Origin of the sequence: Achromobacter sp. ACM01 (assembly GCF_014851745.1) — a bacterium.
In the GTDB taxonomy this organism is placed as follows: domain Bacteria; phylum Pseudomonadota; class Gammaproteobacteria; order Burkholderiales; family Burkholderiaceae_B; genus Achromobacter; species Achromobacter aegrifaciens.
Genome location: NZ_JACVAF010000001.1, coordinates 19,041 through 37,185 on the forward strand (window position 1 = coordinate 19,041; position 18,145 = coordinate 37,185).

The window sequence follows — 18,145 nt, forward strand, 5'->3', positions numbered from 1 at the left end:
GCCTACTTCAGATCCTTCTTCACGCGCTCAATCATTTCAGCGCCAAACGAGATGTAGGCCTGCGCACCGCGCGAGCCGCGGTCGTACACCACGCCAGGCATGCCGTAGCTGGGGGCTTCGGCCAGACGCACGTTGCGCGGCACCACGGTCTTGAAAACCTTGTCGCCGAAATGCGCCTCTAGTTGCGCGGAGACCTGCTGTTGCAGGGTCATGCGCGGATCGAACATGACGCGCAACAATCCAATGACGCGCAGATCGTCGTTGATGTTCCGGTGCACGCGCTTGATGGTATTGACCAGGTCGGACAGGCCTTCCAGCGCGAAGTACTCGCACTGCATCGGAATGATGACGCCATGGGCGGCGGCCAGGCCGTTCAAGGTCAGCAGCGACAGCGTGGGCGGACAATCGATCAGCACGAAGTCGTACTGCGTGGCGACCGTGTCGATCGCGGCCTTCAATTGGCGCTCGCGTTGTTCCATCTGCACCAAGTCGATCTCGGCGCCGGACAGTTCGCGGTTGGCGGGCAGCACGTCGTAGCCGCCAGACTCGGACTTCACGCGGGCCTGCTCGATGTTGGATTCACCGATCAGCACCTGGTACAGGTTCGACTCGAGCGAGTTCTTGTCGATGCCGCTGCCCATCGTGGCATTGCCTTGCGGGTCCAGGTCCACCAGCAGCACACGTTGGTTGTGCGTGGCAAGGCCCGCCGCCAGATTGATGGCGGTCGTCGTCTTGCCCACACCGCCCTTCTGGTTGGCAATGCAGAAAACGCGGGCGGAGGTGCTGGGGGGTATGTTCTTCATAGGGTTCCTTGACTACGGCGCATCCAGATCAGGCAGCGTTCGGCCTGCAATTCAGGCACGCGCAACGGCTGGATGTGATCGACTTGCCATTCTCCGCGCGCATGCAGCGCCTGTATTTCGTCCTCGGGGACCTTGCCCTTCATGGCGACGAGGGTACCATCGTTGCGTACATGGCGACCTGCGAGTTGCGCAAAATCGTCCAAGGAAGCGAAGGCGCGCGACGTCACGATGTTGCACTCGGCCGAAGTCAGCGTTTCAATGCGCGCGTGGCTGGCCTGCAGATTGGGCAAGGCCAGCACGCCACTCATCTGCCGCACGAAGGCCGTCTTCTTTTCAACTGCGTCCACGCAGGTCACCGACCAGTGGGGCCGCAGGATCGCCAGAACGACGCCTGGCAGGCCGCCGCCCGATCCGACGTCGTAGACCTTGGCCGGCGTGCCTGAAGCGCCCAGCGCCTCGCTGAACGGCCCCACGGCGGCCAGGCTGTCGAACAGGTGCTGGATCAGCATCTGCTGCGGATCGCGGATGGCGGTGAGGTTATAGGTCCGGTTCCAGCGCTGCATCTGCGACAGATAGTTCAGCAGCTTGGCCATCGTGGCGGCATCGGCTTCCAGGCCCAGTTGCTCGCAGGCGCGAGACAGGCGGCCGGCCATGTCCGCGCCGGCCGTATCGGCGTGCGCGCTCATGCCGCTTGCTTGCGCGAGCCGTAATGCAGGCGCTTCAGATGGATCAGCAGCAATGAGATTGCAGCGGGAGTGACGCCGGAAATGCGCGCGGCCTGGCCGATGGTTTCCGGGCGATGCGCCTTGAGCTTCTGGCGCACTTCAAACGACAGGCTGGTCACCGCGTCGTAGTCGACATCGGCAGGTATGGCCTGCTGTTCATGCGCGATCTGCTTCTGGACTTCAACCTGCTGGCGGTCGATGTAGCCGGCGTACTTCACCTGGATCTCGACCTGCTCGGCCAGCACTTCGTCTTCCATCACCCCGGGGCCGGCCAGGAGCGAGCCGTCGGCATTGCGGGCAGCCATCAAGGCTTCATAGGAAACATTGGGTCGTTTCAGCAGATCTGAAAGTGAGTACTCACGTTCAATTGCCTTGCCCAGCAGCGGTTCCGCAACTTCGGCGGGCAGTATACGCGGATTCACCCAGGAGGATTTCAAACGTTCGACTTCCGCGGACACCGCGTCGCGCTTGCGATTGAAGGCATCCCAGCGGGCGTCATCCACAATTCCCAGGCGGCGACCGATTTCGGTCAGACGTAGGTCGGCATTGTCTTCGCGCAGGCTAAGCCGGTATTCGGCCCGGGACGTAAACATGCGGTACGGCTCAGTCACGCCACGCGTGACCAGATCGTCCACCAACACGCCCAGATAAGCCTCGTCGCGGCGCGGAGTCCATTGCTCGCGCTCCAGCGAGAACAGCGCGGCGTTGACGCCAGCCAGTAGCCCTTGGGCGGCCGCTTCTTCGTAGCCGGTGGTGCCGTTGATCTGTCCGGCAAAGTACAGGCCCGTAATCGCCTTGGTTTCCAGGGTGCTCTTCAATCCACGTGGATCGAAGTAGTCGTACTCGATGGCGTAGCCGGGGCGCAAGATGTGCGCGTTTTCCAGGCCGGGCAGGGAATGGATCAACGCCAGCTGCACGTCGAACGGCAAGCTCGTCGACACGCCGTTCGGATAAACCTCGTGGGTATCCAACCCTTCCGGTTCCAGGAAGACCTGATGCGACTCTTTGTCGGCAAAGCGATGGATCTTGTCTTCGATGGACGGGCAGTAACGCGGCCCCACCCCCTCGATCACGCCGCTGTACATCGGCGAGCGGTCCAGGCCGCCGCGGATGATGTCATGGGTACGGGCGTTGGTATGCGTGATCCAGCAAGGCAGCTGGCGCGGGTGCATGGCGACATTGCCCATGTAGGAAAACACGGGAATCGGATCCAGATCGCCAGGCTGCTCTTCCAGGATGCTGTAGTTGATCGAGCGGCCGTCGATGCGCGGCGGCGTGCCGGTCTTCAAACGTCCTTGCGGCAAGGCCAGTTCCTTCAGGCGTTGCCCCAGGGAGATCGCAGGAGGGTCGCCGGCACGGCCGCCCGAATAGTTCTGCAGGCCCACGTGAATCAGGCCGTTCAGGAACGTGCCTGCGGTCAACACCACGGACTTGGCGCGAAACTTCAAACCGATCTGGGTAACGGCGCCGACCACACGGTCGCCCTCCACCATCAGATCCTCGACCGCTTGTTGGAAGAGCCAGAGGTTTGGCTGGTTTTCCAAGCGGCCACGGATGGCCTTGCGATAGAGGACGCGGTCAGCCTGGGCGCGCGTAGCGCGGACTGCTGGTCCCTTCGATCCATTAAGGATGCGGAATTGAATCCCCGACTCATCCGTTGCCAAGGCCATCGCGCCGCCCAGGGCGTCGACTTCTTTGACAAGGTGGCCCTTGCCGATCCCGCCAATGGAGGGATTGCAAGACATTTGACCTAGGGTTTCGATGTTGTGCGTCAGCAGCAGCGTCTGGGCGCCGGTGCGGGCAGCAGCCAGCGCAGCTTCGGTGCCGGCGTGGCCGCCACCGACGACGATGACATCGAATTCGCGGGGATAGTCCATGATGGGGGGAGGTAAGAGAGAGCGTTCGGTGCTCATTATAGAGGCAGGGATTGCATGTTTCACGTGAAACATGCTTCGGTGCAGCAAGAACCTGATAAAGCCGAAAGCGCCGTCGGCAAAAAACAGCTTCACAGACTTCTAAGGCATGAATATGTCGGCAAGTGCCACTGCTTTGCCGCGCCATGTTTCACGTGAAACGTCGTACTTATCTGGCCCAGTCACGTCCTTACTGCTGCATTACCGTTCCTCAAAGTACCCCTTTGCCTTGCGCTTACCCGCCCGTTGCCCTCAATTCGCCATATGCGAGTACGGGTGAGTGAGGTATGTTCCACGTGAAACATGTCGGATCTCCGTGGCATCGCCCGCGCATATGAACACCCTATTCCCTGCCTAGAGTGATTCGTCCTTTCGCCCCATACGCTGAATCCCGGTATGTTCCACGTGAAACATCCCCCGTCCCGTGCCATGGAGAGCCCCTTCGGCTGGTGAAGTGGCCACGCTCAATGCCAATCACGTCTGCATACTCCAACTCGCAGTCCAACCACGACCAAGCGTCGCATGTCATATCGTCATGAGCCTTTGCGCCATTTGAGCACGCCAGGATGTCCATTCTGACCATCCGCGCTATCGATGTTTCACGTGAAACATCGTTGCCGATACGCAGCAGGTGATCAACGTTTCACGTGAAACGTTAATCATGCATAAGGCGAGCAAAGGAAAAAGAGGCCTGTTTCACACCCAAGAATGTTCCACGTGAAACACGAACCCAGCACTCCAAAGGCCGGCAGAGATAGGAATACCGGCGTCCGCTTGAGCGTCGTCGCTCAAGATCCGTATCAAGTCATCTCGTCTCATGAAACCTTCTGATTTCAATCCCATGAAGGTTCATCCAAAAAAAAGGCGATTTTCCAACCCCTACCCTACCCCTTACCCGAAACAGAGCATTTTTTTGCGTTTCACGTGAAACTTGAGTGTTGATAAGTGCGGCGAAACAGCTGTAGTCGTGGAGAGTCAAATCCCCACGTACGGAACTCGAACTATCTCGTCAGCCCTAACGCAGCGCAACCAACATGAGATTTCTTCTTATCCGCCCTGCGCCAAACTGGCTAGGACCTGAAATGTTCAAACCCGCCAATTTGGAAAGTTCCTCTGGTCCAAGCCCGCACCTCACGCCGAGGCGATACCTGCCGCTCAAGGCGAGTCTATGCCGCAGAAATTTGGGATAACTCAGAAGCGGAAAATCAGACGGACAAAGAACTCTCGCAGCAGAGCTATTAAGTCCTGCAAGTGTTATCAACAACTAGCAGATCCGATAGCTACCGACATTCGCGGTTTCACGTGGAACAACTCTGGGGATAAGTCATTGAAGGCCAATGCCTGGCGTGCCATAAAACGGCGCAGTGTGACCGACTTCGCAAAGTGCCAAGAAGCGTGAAAAAGCACAAATGCCCAACTGTCTTCCCTATGGCAGCAATCGATTATTTCTATTTTGGATGCTTACCAAACTGAGGAAACTCGGCTTTCAAACCAACTTGATAACGACGCAAAAAACCGTGGAAAACTATGTGGATAAGATCGTCGTCACTGCCACAATGAATTCTCGAAAACCCACCATGACAACCCTCGCCTCTGAATATAGCGAGGAACTCTGCCGTCGCATCCTGGTCTTAACACCGCAAAAAACGTGGAGACGGATTATTCACAGACCTATCCACACATTGAATCCTGCGGTCCGCCACTACGCGGACACCGTTGGTCAGGTCGCACGGATTCATTGACCAGACAATTATCTTGCCCGTCTGCCGCAACTCGCGCCATCATCCTTATGGGTGAGATCCGGCCTTTCATGTGAAACCCTGTGGAAAACTCGCCGAGCGCGATTCGGGCTTACCTATGATTGACCGCGGAGTCCACGATTCGGTTCCGTCCACGTGGTCCAAAGTCGCGTGCACCACTTTGGATATTTTCACTCAGGCCCCCTACTTCCGGACCCTATCCCCATTTCTATCCACAGGCGTTTGAGCCATCTCAGGGCGCCAAAGGGTGTAATTCTGTGCATAACCGGGATGGGGATATCTTTGTGAACAACCGGCCGCCGTGCAAGCAAAAACGGGCCAGATCGGCCTCAGGACATTACGGCCGCGTCGCCCTTATTCCGGCTGAGATCTGCTCAATATTGCGTTAAATGCCTGTATTCCCTAGGGAAAGGCCATATAGAAACGCGAACATCACAGCAAAGCCGAATAAACCCAAGCAGCCTAGCTGGCCCCCGATGCCGTTCCAAGAAGGACGGGATAACTGTGCAAAACCTGGCTACGGATAAGCAATTGCTTCATTGCTGAGCATCAAAATGCTCATGCCCAAAAATAATTATCCACAAACTTATCCACGGCCGGAGAATATGTTAGTGAATACTAACTATTCACGCAGAACAAGCTGATCAGGCGTCGGCCGCCCAAATGAAACAACGCCCCAGACCTTCCGGTCTTGGGGCGTTGTAGCCAGGCCGAGCCTGGCGGACGGGAAATTGGGATTTCCCGATTTAGAGCGGGCGAATTTCGGCCGCTTGAGGTCCTTTCGGACCATCCTTGACTTCGAATTCGACTTCCTGGCCTTCGTTCAGGCTGCGATAGCCGCGGCCCTGGATGGCGGAAAAGTGTGCGAAAACATCGGTACCACCAACGTCCGGCGTGATGAAACCGTAACCCTTGTCAGCGTTGAACCACTTAACTTTGCCCTTCTGAGCCATTTTTTCTAGCGTCCTGTAATTAACTCGAAATGCAATGAATCAAGGACGCCGTGAGAACTGAACGACCGGTAGAAGTACCTGCGTTGCTGCTGCGTTCCCGCTTGCCGCCTAGCTGCAGAACGAGTCCGCGCGCTGCTTGAATCAACTGCGTAATCAGCATACTCAGCACACATTACAGACTCATATAGTTGTTTACCCCAATGTCGTATTTTTAATACTGGGTCTCGTTCCACTAGGGCTTGAGGCCCTGCCGACGCGCCATAAATGCGTAGATCGGGCCAGTCACTATCACCACAAAAACCATGCGTGTGACATGGAAGGCGGTGACCACGGGGACCCCTAGCTGCAGCACTTTGGCGGTGATTGCCATCTCTGCAATGCCACCCGGCGTAGTGCCAAGAATCAAGGTGGGTATGGGCGCGGCGGACCATAGCGACAGCAAGGCGCCCAGGCCGAACGCCAGCGCCAATGCAGCCACCGTGAAGCTCGCCACGGCGGCAATAAAACGCGGCGCGGCTCGAAAGAAATCCGGCCGATAGCGGTCGCCCAGCGACCAGCCGATCAGCAATTGGCCTATCTTCGGAACGTAGTCCGGCAGGGCCGACAGCTCGATGCCGTTGGCCGTAAGGATCATGGCGACCGACATCGGGCCCAGCACCCAGGGATTCGGCAGCCGCAGCTTCATGAAGGCGGCGCCGCCGACGCAGGTCAGCGCAACCAGCGCCGCCAGCCCCCAAGCATGGACCACCTTGGGTCCAGGAACCGTGGGATCCAGTCCCGCCACGCCCCACCACTGGAAGATGAAGGGCACGGCGACCACCACCATCAGCACACGCACGCTATGCGCCGTCGCCACCCGGTCTATGCGCGCCCCATGACGCTCTGCCAGGTTCGCCATTTCGCTGGCTCCGCCGATGGCGGACGAAAACCAGGCCGTCTTGAAATCCACATCGGTGTAGCGGCGCAGGATCGCCGTGCCCATGAAGGCCAGGCCCAATGCGAACAACATGCCGACGATGATGGGTCCCGCATTGCTGCCAATGTGACCGATCACCTGCGGCGTGAAGTAAAGCCCCAACGAAGTACCGATCACCCACTGGCCAGCATTGCGCGCCGGCCTGGGGCACGCGGTGCCCAAGCCCGCAATGCGCGTCGCCGCGGTCACCAGCAACGCGCCCAGCATCCACGGCAACGGGATGTGCGCCCACACCGCCAACAACGCGCCCGCCAATGCAAGCGCCAAACCGCCCAACACCCTCCACAACATGTTCTGACCCACGATACCGCCGCGCCTTAAGCTCATGTGAAAACCGAATTATGAGTTAGTGGGATACTTACGAAAACTCTCTCTGCTAGCAACGTTCACTCTCGCGTCCACCATGATCCGATCCAAACTTCCCGACGTTGGCACCACCATCTTTACCGTGATGAGCCGCCTGGCCATCGAACACAAAGCCATCAACCTGGGCCAGGGCTTTCCCGACTTCGATCCCGATCCCGCCTTGTGCGCCCTCGTATCCAAGGCCATGGCCGACGGCCACAACCAGTATCCCTACATGCCGGGCGTGGCCCCCCTGCGCGAAGCCATCGCCGCCAAGACACGCGAACTCTATGGCCATGCCTACGATCCAGAAACCGAGATCACCGTCACCAGCGGCGCAACCGAAGCGCTGATGGCAACCGTGCTGGCCGCCGTTGGCAGCGGCGACGAAGTCGTCGTCATCGAACCTTGCTACGACTCCTACCTGCCGGCGATCCGCCTGGCAGGCGGTACCGCCGTGCCGGTGCCGCTGCGCGCTCCCACAGAAGCCGATCCCTACTACCGCATTGACTGGCAGCGTGTGCGCGATGCCATCACGTCCAAGACCCGTCTCTTGATGCTGAACTTTCCGCACAACCCCACCGGCGCCGTGTTGGATGACAGCGACCTGGACGCGCTGGAGGCGATCGTGCGCGACACTGGCGTGCTGCTGGTGTCCGACGAGGTGTATGAACATATCGTGTTCGATGGCAAGCCACATGCCAGCGTGGCGCGTCGCCCGTTGCTGGCACAGCATGCCTTCGTGATCTCGTCCTTCGGCAAGACTTATCACACCACCGGCTGGAAGATCGGCTACTGCTGCGCACCGCGCCAGCTCAGCGCTGAACTGCGCAAGGTGCATCAGTTCATGGTGTTCACCGTGCCCTCGCCCATGCAGTTCGCGTTGGCCGAATTCATGCGCGATCCCAAGCCTTACCTCGATCTGCCGGCGTTCTATCAGGCCAAGCGCGACCGCCTCGCGCAGGGGCTGGCCAAGACCCGCTTCCGCCCCCTGCCCAGCCCGGGCACATTTTTCCTGCTGGCGGACTACAGCCAGATTTCCAAGCAGAACGAGGCCGACTTCGCACGTGACCTGACGGTGAATCATGGCGTCACGGTGATACCGGTATCGGCGTTCTATCGACAGCCCGACGCAGCGGAATCCAACCATCGCATCGTGCGCTTCTGCTTCGCAAAAAAAGACGCGACACTCGATGCGGCCTTGGAGCGCCTGGCGCAGGTCTGACGCCCTCTACTGACTGCCACATAGTGACTTCACTTTTCCTTTGTCTCTCTATACAAGCGCTTTTATTGAAAAATATGAATAAAAGCTCGCAATAAAAATAGAGACCATCCAAAGCGAATTCACAAACAAAAAAAGGGCGCCCATAAAAAAGGCGCCCTTTGCAATTCCCGGCCCAGGGTCTGCAGCGGGGCTGCTGCCCTTTACAACAGCCGCGCTGCCGAGGAATCAGGCCGGACCAGCGGCAAGCTTTTTCGCTTTGCGCATGCGGCGCATGATCTGCGGCACGATTACGACCGCAGCCGCCCCCACCCACATCGAGATCGACACCGGGCTGGCGAACAGCACGCCGACGTCACCATCGGTCATCGACAAGGCGCGGCGCAGGTTCTGCTCCATCATGTTGCCCAACACCACGCCCAGCACCAGCGGCGCCATCGGCACGCCGAACTTGCGCAGGAAGTAGCCCAGCGCGCCTATGCCCGCCACCAGCAGCAGATCGAAAGTTCCCGCGTTGATGGCGTAGACGCCGATGTAGCTGATGCACAAGATGCCCGGCACCATCAACCAGCCCGGCACCGACAGCACCTTGGCGAAGAAGCGCACCAGCGGCACGTTCATGACGAACAGCAGCACGTTGGCCACGAACAGTGAGGCGATCAAGCCCCACACCAGTTCGGGCTTGGAGTCGAATAGCACCGGACCCGGTGTGATGTTGTAGAGCGTCAGCGCGCCCATCATCACGGCAGTGGTACCCGAACCGGGCACGCCCAGCGTCAGCATGGGCACGAACGAGCCGATGGCCGACGCCGTGGCGGCGGCTTCCGGCGCGACCAGGCCGCGCATGTCGCCCTTGCCAAACTTTGCGTCCGGATCCTTGGCTTCGATGATGCGCTTTTCCTGCGAGTACGCCACGGCCGCGGCCACGCTGGCGCCGGCGCCAGGCAACACGCCCACGCCAAAACCCACCAGCGAGCTGCGCACCACGCTCCACCAGGTGAGCGCCATTTCCTTCAAGTTGAAAAGTTTGCGGCCGCTGGGCTTGACCTCGACGCTATGACCGGACATCACCTTTTCCAGCATTTCCAGCATCTCGCTGACCGCGAACAGTGCAATCACCACCACCACGAACTCGATGCCATCGGCCAGATGCACCGATTCGAAGGTGTAGCGATAGACGCCGGAGTTCGCGTCCACGCCCACCACCGAAATCGACAGGCCGATCATCGCTGCCAGCACGCCTTTGACGGGCTGCTTGCCCAGCAAGCTGGTCAGGCAGCAGAACGCGAAAATCATCAGCACGAAGTACTCGGCAGGGCCGAAGGCCAACGCCCACTTGGCCAGCAACGGCGCGAGCAGGATGATGCCCACCACCGACACGATGGCGCCGAAGAACGCGGACCAGGCGGAGAGCGACAGCGCCACGCTGGCCATGCCCTGGCGCGCCAGCGGATAACCGTCCAGCGTCGTCATGATGGCGCTGGCCTCGCCCGGCACGTTCAGCAGAATGGCGGTGATGCGGCCGCCGTATTCGGCGCCCACGTACACGGCAGCCAGCAGGATCAGCGCGGTCTCGGGCGGCAGGTTCATCGCGAACGCGATCGGAATCAGCATCGCCACGCCGTTGACCGGTCCCAGGCCGGGCAGCACGCCTACCATGGTGCCGATGAACGAACCGATCATGGCCACCAGCAGGTTGGTCAGCGAAAAGGCGACGCCAAAGCCTATCGCCAAGTGATCAAGAATGCCGCTCATATCAGGGTCTCCAACAAACCGGTGGGCAGGACCACGTCCAGCACCTTGTCGAACAGCAAGAAAAACAGAATGCTCATGACGGCGCCGCCGATGGCGCACTTGACCCAACCGCCCCCGAACAGGCGGCCGACGAATATCGTCATCAGGGTTGTCGCAATCACGAAACCCAGCCACTGGAACAGGAAGGCATAGGCCACCACAAACGCCATCATCAGCGCGATGCGCGCATTGGCGCCGGGCGGATTGGCCTCGACCTGATGACCGCCCTTGTAGACCAGCCACAGGCCGCACAGGCCAATGATCAAGGCCAGCAGCAAGGGAAAGGCGCGCGGGCCCACAGGCTCATAGGCGAACGGGGCTTCGATTCCCCAACCCGCCGCGGTCATGAAGGCGGCCAGCGCTAGCGCCGCCACGCCCAATATTCGATCGTTCATGATCACTTTTCCGTTGTAGTCGCATCGCGCGGCGCAGCGCTCCCCTGCCGCCGCGGCAATGCCGGCGGCGGGGAATCCTGAAAAACGCGATAAGGGGGAGCCTTGCGGCTTACTTCTTGACCAGGCCGAACGAATCGGCCAGTTCGCCGTAGACCTTGACCTGGTTCTTCACGTAGGCGTCCAGCTCGGGACCCGTCTTGTTGAAGGGGAACAGGCCCTGCTGCTGGCGCAGCTTGTCGAACTCGGGCGAGGCCGCGGTCTTGTTGAAGGCGTCGACCCAAAACTGGTAGTCGCTGTCCGACACCTTCGGGCCGACGTAGAAGCCGCGGATGATCGGCCAGACGATGTCATAGCCCTGCTCCTTGGCGGTAGGTACGGTGCCCAGCTTGCCCGGCAGGCGCTGATCGTTGAACACGGCCAGCACACGGATGGGTGCGCCGCCTTCGAGCATGGTGAAGGCTTCTGCCGCATCGCCCATGTAGGCCTGGATGTGGCCGCCGCGCAGGGCCGTGACGGCTTCGCCGCCACCTTCAAATGCCACGAAGCGCATCTTCTTGAAATCCACGCCAGCCGCCTTGGCGGTCAGCGCGGCCTTCATCCAGTCCTGGCTACCCACGGTGCCGCCAGCCCCCAGCACGATCTTGGTCGGATCCTGCTTGAAGGCGTCCATCAGGCTCTTCAGGTCGGTGTACGGGGAATCGTTGCGGACCACGGCCACGCCGTAGTCGGTGCCGATGGCAGCCAGCCAGCGCACGTCGTTGACGTTGTACTTGCCGAACTTGCCCTGGGCCAGGTTCAAGAGCGAACCGCCCGAGAACGCCACGATGGTGCCCGGTTCGTTCGGGTGCTGGGCCACGATGTTGTTGTAGGCCACTGCGCCGATGCCGCCAGGCATGTAGACGATGCGCATGGCGCTTTTGAGCGCGCCGCTTTGCTTCAAGCCTTCGGTGGCCAGGCGGCAGGTCAGGTCGAAACCGCCGCCAGGCTGGGCGGGCGCGATGCATTCCGGGCGGCGCGGCTCGTCGGCCGCGTGGGCGGCGCCCAGGGACAAGGTAATCGTGCCCAGCGCCGCGACGGCGGCCAGGCGCAGTTTCAGACTAGTCTGCATTTTTTGCGTCTCCGAGATTTATAGGTCTAGGTATGGCTGGAAGCTCTGCTCAGACGGTTCTTTCCGCAATAACGGCCCCAGTGGACGCAACCGTACAAAAACGAAGCTTTCCAAAAGCTTTCAAATTCCGCCGTTTTTCTGGTGCGGTGCAGCATCTTCCGGACGTTCCAGGGTAAACACCAATGCCGCTCTCAGGCCCGGCAAGGGCACCCGGTTCTCCAGGAGCAGCCGCGCCCCCAGGATTTCGGCAATCGTCCCGACAATGGCAAGCCCCAACCCGGCCCCGGGCTTGTTCTTGCCGGCGGCGCCCCGGCGAAAGCGGATGCAGGCGCGGGCAATGTCCTCCGCCGACATACCCGGGCCGCTGTCCTCGACCACCAGTCTGGCCTGGCCAGTGTCGATCTGGACCCTTACCGTGACTTCTCCCGCAGACGAGGTGTAACGGATGGCGTTGTCCACCAGGTTGCTGACCGCCTCCCTCAGCAGCCAGTCCGCCCCCTGGACCACCACCGGGCGGATCTCGGCTTCCAGGCCTATGTCGAGCTGGCGGGCTCGGGCGGTCGGCAGCAGGCTGCGGATGACCCCATCAGCCAGCTCCACCAGATCCACTGGCTCGGGGCTGAAACCGCCCTCGGCCAGGGAGGCGTCTTTAGCGCGCGCCAGCGCGAGCATTTGGTTGGTGGTGCGTACCGCCCTGTCCAACCCCTCCTGCATCGCCAGAAGGGCTGTACGGACCTCCTGGGGGTCTGTTTCACGCAAGGCATAGGCCGTCTGGGTCCGCAAAACCGACAAAGGGGTGCGCAACTGGTGCGAGGCGTCGTCCAGGAACTGGCTCTGGACCCTCGCCTGAGCCGCAAAACGGGCCATGTGGAGGTTTACGGCCGCGACTAGGGGTAGGACCTCCCCTGGCATGTCCGACGCGCTCACGGGGCTTAAATCGTCCGCAGAACGTCCTTCCACCTCCTGACGCAGCCTGGCCAGGGGACGCAGGGCCATGAAAACGCCCAGGACGATCACCAGGACGCTGATCAGGATCACGGCCAGGTCCCGTTCCACCGAGCGTACCAGCACTTGGTGCAGGAAGGCTTGCCGGGTATCCAGGCCTTCGGCCACCTGCACGATAACCCGTCCCCCTTTGTTGGCGTATAGCGGAGGATCCATGGGGCGCGCCAGCGCCGCAACGCGCACGGGCGTGCCCTGGTAGTCGGCATAGAAAAACCGCGGTTCCCCCGAAACCAGCGGCTCGGCAGGCATCGGCAGGCCAGGACTGCCGATTTCGGCCAGTCCGTCCTCCGTGGCAACCCGGTAGAACACGCTGCCATTGGCCGTCAGCTCGAAAAATTCCAGCATCAGGTATGGCTGCTCCATGGCTAATCCACCGCTGGCTGTGGATATGTTGTGGTCGATCGCGCGCAGCGCTCCAGAGAGCGAACGGTCGTAGGCAATGTCGACCTGGTTGCGCAGCTGGTGGTTCGACAGCCACAAGGCGCCCATCATCACGAAGACCAGGGTGGGGATCAGCCACCAGAGGAGCTGGCTTTTCAGGGTGCGATTACGTTTTTTTGCCGCGAAAAATCCCTTTTTTTCCGCACTTCTAGTTGTCAACAAGGTTCTCCAGGCAGTAGCCCATGCCTCGCATGGTCACGATCTGCACACCGGTATCCGCCAATTTTTTGCGCAAACGGTGCACCAGGACCTCGATGGCCTCCAGGTTGATGTCTGCATCGTCCGTCAGGATGCGATCCAGGATCTGCTGCTTGTTGATGGGTTCGCCGCTTTTTTGAATCAGTACCCGCAGGACCGAGTGTTCACGTGGGGATAACTGCAAGGGCTGCCCGTTGACCGAGAATTTTTGAGCGGAAGTTTCGAAGGCCAGGTTTCCCAGCGTGAGCCGCGGGTGCTCTCTCCCGCGGCTGCGACGGATGAGCGCGATCAGCCGCGCTTCCAACTCTTCCACAACAAACGGTTTCGGCAGGAAATCGTCCGCTCCCTGGTGGAGCGTCCCGATTTTTTCGGCCAGCGAATCGCGCGCGGTCAAGACCAGCACCGGCGTACGGTCGTCCCGCGCGCGAATCTTCGCGAGCAAAGCATGGCCATCCATGCCCGGCAGTCCCAGATCGAGGATGACGGCATCGAATTCTTCCATCGCCAGCCTTCTTTCGGCGACCAGCCCGTCATCAGCCCATTCAACGACGAAACCAGCGTGCCTGGCCAGGCTTCTTGAAAGCCAGCGTGCAAGTTCGGCTTCGTCTTCTATCAGAAGGATGCGCATGGACGGAGTCCGGGGGGGGATGGCTGGGCGGAATGGGAGAGCATGTTTGGCTTTTCCTTTATTTCTCTTTATATAAAGATTAATGATTAATAAGGCCTGTGGATAACTACCTTAACCTTGAAAACCTCTTTTTTTTCATCAGCTTGCGACCGTTTTTGGCTGTGCAAGAACTCTGTGTGGGAAAAAAGCTGAAGTTGGACAAGATTTTGGACCCTGTCCGAAACCCCTGCTTGTTCAACTTGCCTCCACAAAATGTGCACAAGGCGTCTACTTAGGAGTTATCCACAGGGCATTTCTGCCGGACGGGTTCCAAAAACGGCACTTTTACCCCGAAAAACGTCCGGTTGCCACCCTGCTTTTTTGCCCTTCCAGGGGCCTTTAGAGGCCCTCCAGGACGTTCGCGGAAAGGGGCATTCGAGGGGAGGCGCGCAGCCATTCTTGACTGGGAACTGAACAAAAAGTGAGCAGGTTCCGCCGTAGAATTCCGCCATGGCGACAGAAATCAGAATCAAGAAATCAGGTTGGGCAATCTGGCTGAGAAGCCGTTTGTTGGCGGACAATTTGCCGGCCACGCTTTGCGCGGCGGCGCTGATGGGCCTCTTGGGGGCGCTGGCCACCGTGGTCTTTCGCGAAATGCTGGCCTGGACACAAATCGTGCTGGGCGGCGAGGACACTCCCCACGGCATGGTGTCTTTGGCGCGCGGGCTGAGTCCCTGGCAACGCTTCCTGATGCCGGCCATAGGCGGCGCCATCGCGGGCGCGGTCCTGCAAATGGCGGCCAGGTGGTTGCCCAAGCGCGGCGCGGCGGACTACATGGAGGCGATTTCCATCGGCCGCGGGGTCATCGGCTTTCGCCAGACCGTCGCGCGCAGCCTGTCATCGATTTTTTCCATCGGCTCCGGCGCCTCGATTGGCCGGGAAGGTCCCATGGTGCAGTTGGCAGCGATGTTGTCATCCCTGACCGGCCGCTATCTGGTGCTGCCTCCCAGGCATCTGCGTCTGCTGGTCGCCTGTGGCGCCACGGCGGGGATTACTTCCGCCTACAACGCGCCCATCGCCGGAGCCCTGTTCATTTCCGAGATCGTTTATGGCGCGATAGCTTCAGCCACGCTGGTGCCGCTGGTCGTATCGTCGGTCGTGGCGAACATTGTGACGCGCCAGATCCTGCATTACGACGCGGTTTTTCATATGCCGCCCTTCACTTTCGTGTCCGGGTGGGAAGTCATCAACTATCTGGGATTGGGGGTGATCGCCGGCCTGGCGGCGCCGCAATTCCTGCGCTTCCTGGACACTGCACGCGCCGCGTTCGGCCGCGTACCCGCGCCGTTGTGGGTACGCATGGCCTTGGGCGGCCTGATTGTCGGCGCCTTGTCAGTCGTGAATCCCGAGGTCTGGGGCAATGGCTACAGCGTGGTCAACAGCATGTTGCATACGCAGTGGGCCTGGCAGGCGGTGGCCGCCATTCTGCTGTTGAAAACGCTGGCCACCGCCGCCAGCGTGGGATCGGGCGCGGTAGGCGGCGTTTTCACGCCGACGTTATTCGTGGGGGCGGCGCTGGGCGCCTTGTACGGGACCGGCCTGCAGGCTCTGTTCCCCGCTGGGGATCTGTCGGCGGTATCGAGCTATGCGGTGGTGGGCATGGGGGCGTTGCTGGCCGCCACCACCTATGCGCCATTGATGTCCATCCTGATGATTTTCGAGATGACACTCAGCTACGAAGTCATGCTGCCGCTCATGCTGGCCTGCATCACAGGCTATGTGATTGCGCATCGGATAAGGCCGGATTCGGTCTATGCGAAATCGTTGGCCAGCAATCGGCGCGCGCAGCGCGTCGTTGTCAAGGAACGTGATGAATGACGGTATTTCACTAATACGAGTAAATAATCGTATTAGTGAAATAAGGAAAATAACCCCTTAAATAAGGGGCTTTTTCATGAAAACTCGCTTCAGACCGATTTCCTCGGCGCGATGGGTTTCCACATAACCGTATCGCGTGTAGATCGCGATGTTCTCGGTCATTTTCTCCTGCGCGTACAACCGGATGCTGGCATAGCCGGCCTGGCGCGCCGCGGTTTCCGCGAACTGCATCAGGTCGCGGCCATAGCCTTTTCCTTGCGCTTGCGGATCCACCGCGATGTTGTCCAGCAGCAGGCAATCGGCTTCCGGAATCAGGACCAGCACAGCTTGCACGGTATCGCGCACCCGCAGCACATGGACCACGCCCTGCGTGACGCGGGCACGGTAATCATCAAGCATCGGTCCGGGCGTCGCGCCGATGCGCGCAACATAGTGGCCATAGGCTTGCGCGACGATTCGTTCGATGTCAGGCAGATCGTCGAGGCTGGCGAGGCGTATGTCAGGGTGCATGCGAGGTCCGGATGAAGCGCTGCCCGGCGTGGGCGGATTTCCCGGAAATATAGGACGTCCGGACCGTCGCAGGATTATTTTTATAATTAGTTATAAAATTTATAACTAATAGTTCGCTTGTATACCCCGAAGATGAAGTGCGATCACCGCAGAAAGTCGCAGAGTGATTCCGCAAAGGAGTGTCGATGGCACCTAATACGTCTTTCCCGGGGAACAGCGTGTCCGACAACCTGTGGAACGACTATGCAAAGTTCTTCGAGGCTTGTTCAGGCGTGCTGGACCGGGTCGAGCAGCACAGGGATAGCGGCATCGCCTTGTCGGAGAGTGAGTTGTCGGAGTTGAGAACCATGGCGCTCAACCTCAATACATTCGGCCGGGTGCTGCATGGAAAAAGAGCGCGGGAAATGCGCCTGCTGGCTGAGCGTGCCGAACGGGCATTGGGCAAGGCCGAAGCAGCCTCGGCGCTTGCGCCGATACAGGAAGACAGCGAGTCCGAAGATGACCCGGCCGCAGTGACGGGCTAAGCCCGAGGCAGGTTCCTTCAGGCAGTCAGGCAGCGCGCCGGCGCAGGACCGCGCGTCCCAAGGCGCTGATTACCTTGAGCGTATACAACACGAACAAGGATCCCGTAATGTCTCCGGTCAGCATCGCGATGAAGCCGTCGGCGAGCGCGGCTCTCTCTCCCTGGAGAAAGAACCAGAGATGGTGAATGGTCGTATTCACTACCGCATAGACTACGGCGCAGATCAGCAGACGCCAGGCCGTAAGGTTGGCCAGGTCGGGCTGCAATCGCAGTGCCGAACGGGCCCAGCGATAGGCCAGGTAGGGAGCGGCAGCGGCCATGATGCCCCCCGCCACGGAGCGGAGCATGTCGTCAGGAAAGTAGTAGCAGAAGCAGGCGATCCACGATCCGGCCAGCAGCCCGAGCGCCGCAGGCAGGCCAAACAGCAAGGTGCATATCAGGCGCACGCCCGCCGGCAGATAGATCCAATTGATGCCCCGCACAAACTCAAGATTGGTGAACACCCATTCATTGACCGCCAGACTGCCCAGGAACAGCGCCATCGTCACCAGAGCCCACTTACCCTGATCTAGAATGTTCCCCATACCTCGAATTCCGCCGCTTGTCAGTCGCCGCGTCCATTATCCATGAAAGAAAAAAAGAGACCCGCCGACATCTACATGCGTTTTTTGCGCCTGACCGATGCGCTGCGCGGCCTGCCCGCGCTGCCGTCGCTCGATCCCCTGGAAGAACGCATACTCACGCTGATCGCGCGCGCGTCGCAGGAACAACGCCGCTTGTCGGTGCGCGATGTGATGGCGGTGGATAGCATAGGGTCACCCGCGACCTTGCACGCGCGCTTGAAATCGATGCGCGAGAAAGGCTGGGTGCTGCTCGTCGATACCGAGGACGCGCGCCGCAAGCAGGTCGAACTCAGCCACGCGGCGTTGTCGCATTTCGACCGCTTGTCGGAATGCCTGGTGGAAGCGGCGCGCAAGCCCTGAGCTGCA

The 18,145-nt window shown here is 60.1% G+C and carries 16 protein-coding genes; 4 read left to right on the forward strand and 12 right to left on the reverse strand.

From position 1 onward, the window contains the following. Positions 1-2: 2 nt before the first annotated feature. From IB268_RS00105 to IB268_RS00125, 5 genes are all read right to left on the reverse strand, one after another. The gene (locus IB268_RS00105; RefSeq protein ID WP_054455845.1) at positions 3-803 is read right to left on the reverse strand and encodes a ParA family protein; all 801 of its coding nucleotides are present in this window, start codon (positions 801-803) and stop codon (positions 3-5) included. Next, positions 800-1,489 carry a 16S rRNA (guanine(527)-N(7))-methyltransferase RsmG gene (rsmG, locus tag IB268_RS00110; RefSeq protein ID WP_192353661.1) on the reverse strand — a complete coding sequence of 230 codons (690 nt, stop codon included), beginning with the start codon at positions 1,487-1,489 and terminating at the stop codon, positions 800-802. Before rsmG ends, IB268_RS00105 begins: the two co-directional genes overlap by 4 nt. Further along, the gene (gene mnmG, locus IB268_RS00115; protein WP_054455843.1) at positions 1,486-3,405 is read right to left on the reverse strand and encodes a tRNA uridine-5-carboxymethylaminomethyl(34) synthesis enzyme MnmG; all 1,920 of its coding nucleotides are present in this window, start codon (positions 3,403-3,405) and stop codon (positions 1,486-1,488) included. Before mnmG ends, rsmG begins: the two co-directional genes overlap by 4 nt. A gap of 2,542 nt (positions 3,406-5,947) precedes the next feature. After that, positions 5,948-6,154, reverse strand: a complete 207-nt coding sequence (locus IB268_RS00120) for a cold-shock protein (protein WP_006216596.1) — start codon at positions 6,152-6,154, stop codon at positions 5,948-5,950. Between the two features lie 232 nt (positions 6,155-6,386). Continuing rightward, positions 6,387-7,421, reverse strand: coding sequence for an AbrB family transcriptional regulator (locus IB268_RS00125; protein ID WP_225591277.1), 1,035 nt, complete (start codon positions 7,419-7,421; stop codon positions 6,387-6,389). Between the two features lie 112 nt (positions 7,422-7,533). Between IB268_RS00125 and IB268_RS00130 the strand changes: the two genes are divergently transcribed. After that, on the forward strand, positions 7,534-8,700 hold the full coding sequence (locus IB268_RS00130; RefSeq protein WP_119449767.1) for a pyridoxal phosphate-dependent aminotransferase: 1,167 nt from the start codon (positions 7,534-7,536) through the stop codon (positions 8,698-8,700). A 225-nt stretch (positions 8,701-8,925) separates the two neighbouring features. Here the strand turns inward: IB268_RS00130 and IB268_RS00135 are convergent, their stop codons facing one another. The 5 genes from IB268_RS00135 to IB268_RS00155 all read right to left on the reverse strand — a co-directional run bounded on the left by IB268_RS00135 (position 8,926) and on the right by IB268_RS00155 (position 14,266). Further along, positions 8,926-10,452 (reverse strand): tripartite tricarboxylate transporter permease, encoded by a 1,527-nt coding sequence (locus tag IB268_RS00135; protein ID WP_125470751.1) that lies wholly within the window; start codon positions 10,450-10,452, stop codon positions 8,926-8,928. Then, entirely contained in the window at positions 10,449-10,886 is a 438-nt protein-coding gene (locus IB268_RS00140) for a tripartite tricarboxylate transporter TctB family protein (RefSeq protein WP_175160088.1), read from the reverse strand. The genes IB268_RS00135 and IB268_RS00140 overlap by 4 nt, the downstream gene beginning before the upstream one ends. A gap of 109 nt (positions 10,887-10,995) precedes the next feature. After that, on the reverse strand, positions 10,996-11,994 hold the full coding sequence (locus IB268_RS00145) for a tripartite tricarboxylate transporter substrate binding protein (protein ID WP_054455831.1): 999 nt from the start codon (positions 11,992-11,994) through the stop codon (positions 10,996-10,998). A gap of 120 nt (positions 11,995-12,114) precedes the next feature. After that, positions 12,115-13,599: a sensor histidine kinase gene (locus tag IB268_RS00150; RefSeq protein WP_370540008.1), complete on the reverse strand. Its 1,485-nt coding sequence runs from the start codon at positions 13,597-13,599 to the stop codon at positions 12,115-12,117. After that, a complete protein-coding gene (locus IB268_RS00155) occupies positions 13,589-14,266 on the reverse strand; it encodes a response regulator (RefSeq protein WP_192353662.1) in 678 nt (225 codons plus the stop codon). The genes IB268_RS00150 and IB268_RS00155 overlap by 11 nt, the downstream gene beginning before the upstream one ends. 489 nt (positions 14,267-14,755) lie before the next feature. On the opposite strand from IB268_RS00155, the gene IB268_RS00160 reads away from it, so the two are divergent. Then, entirely contained in the window at positions 14,756-16,123 is a 1,368-nt protein-coding gene (locus tag IB268_RS00160) for a ClcB-like voltage-gated chloride channel protein (protein WP_119449771.1), read from the forward strand. Positions 16,124-16,180: 57 nt separating this feature from the next. On the opposite strand, the gene IB268_RS00165 is transcribed toward IB268_RS00160, so the two are convergent. Continuing rightward, positions 16,181-16,633: a GNAT family N-acetyltransferase gene (locus IB268_RS00165; RefSeq protein ID WP_192353663.1), complete on the reverse strand. Its 453-nt coding sequence runs from the start codon at positions 16,631-16,633 to the stop codon at positions 16,181-16,183. A 218-nt stretch (positions 16,634-16,851) separates the two neighbouring features. Here IB268_RS00165 and IB268_RS00170 point away from each other — a divergent pair, with 218 nt between their 5' ends. After that, the gene (locus tag IB268_RS00170; RefSeq protein ID WP_125470748.1) at positions 16,852-17,157 is read left to right on the forward strand and encodes a hypothetical protein; all 306 of its coding nucleotides are present in this window, start codon (positions 16,852-16,854) and stop codon (positions 17,155-17,157) included. Positions 17,158-17,182: 25 nt separating this feature from the next. Here the strand turns inward: IB268_RS00170 and IB268_RS00175 are convergent, their stop codons facing one another. After that, the gene (locus IB268_RS00175; RefSeq protein ID WP_054455823.1) at positions 17,183-17,740 is read right to left on the reverse strand and encodes a hypothetical protein; all 558 of its coding nucleotides are present in this window, start codon (positions 17,738-17,740) and stop codon (positions 17,183-17,185) included. 42 nt (positions 17,741-17,782) lie between these two features. Here IB268_RS00175 and IB268_RS00180 point away from each other — a divergent pair, with 42 nt between their 5' ends. Then, a complete protein-coding gene (locus IB268_RS00180; protein ID WP_192353664.1) occupies positions 17,783-18,139 on the forward strand; it encodes a winged helix-turn-helix domain-containing protein in 357 nt (118 codons plus the stop codon). Positions 18,140-18,145 lie beyond the last annotated feature (6 nt).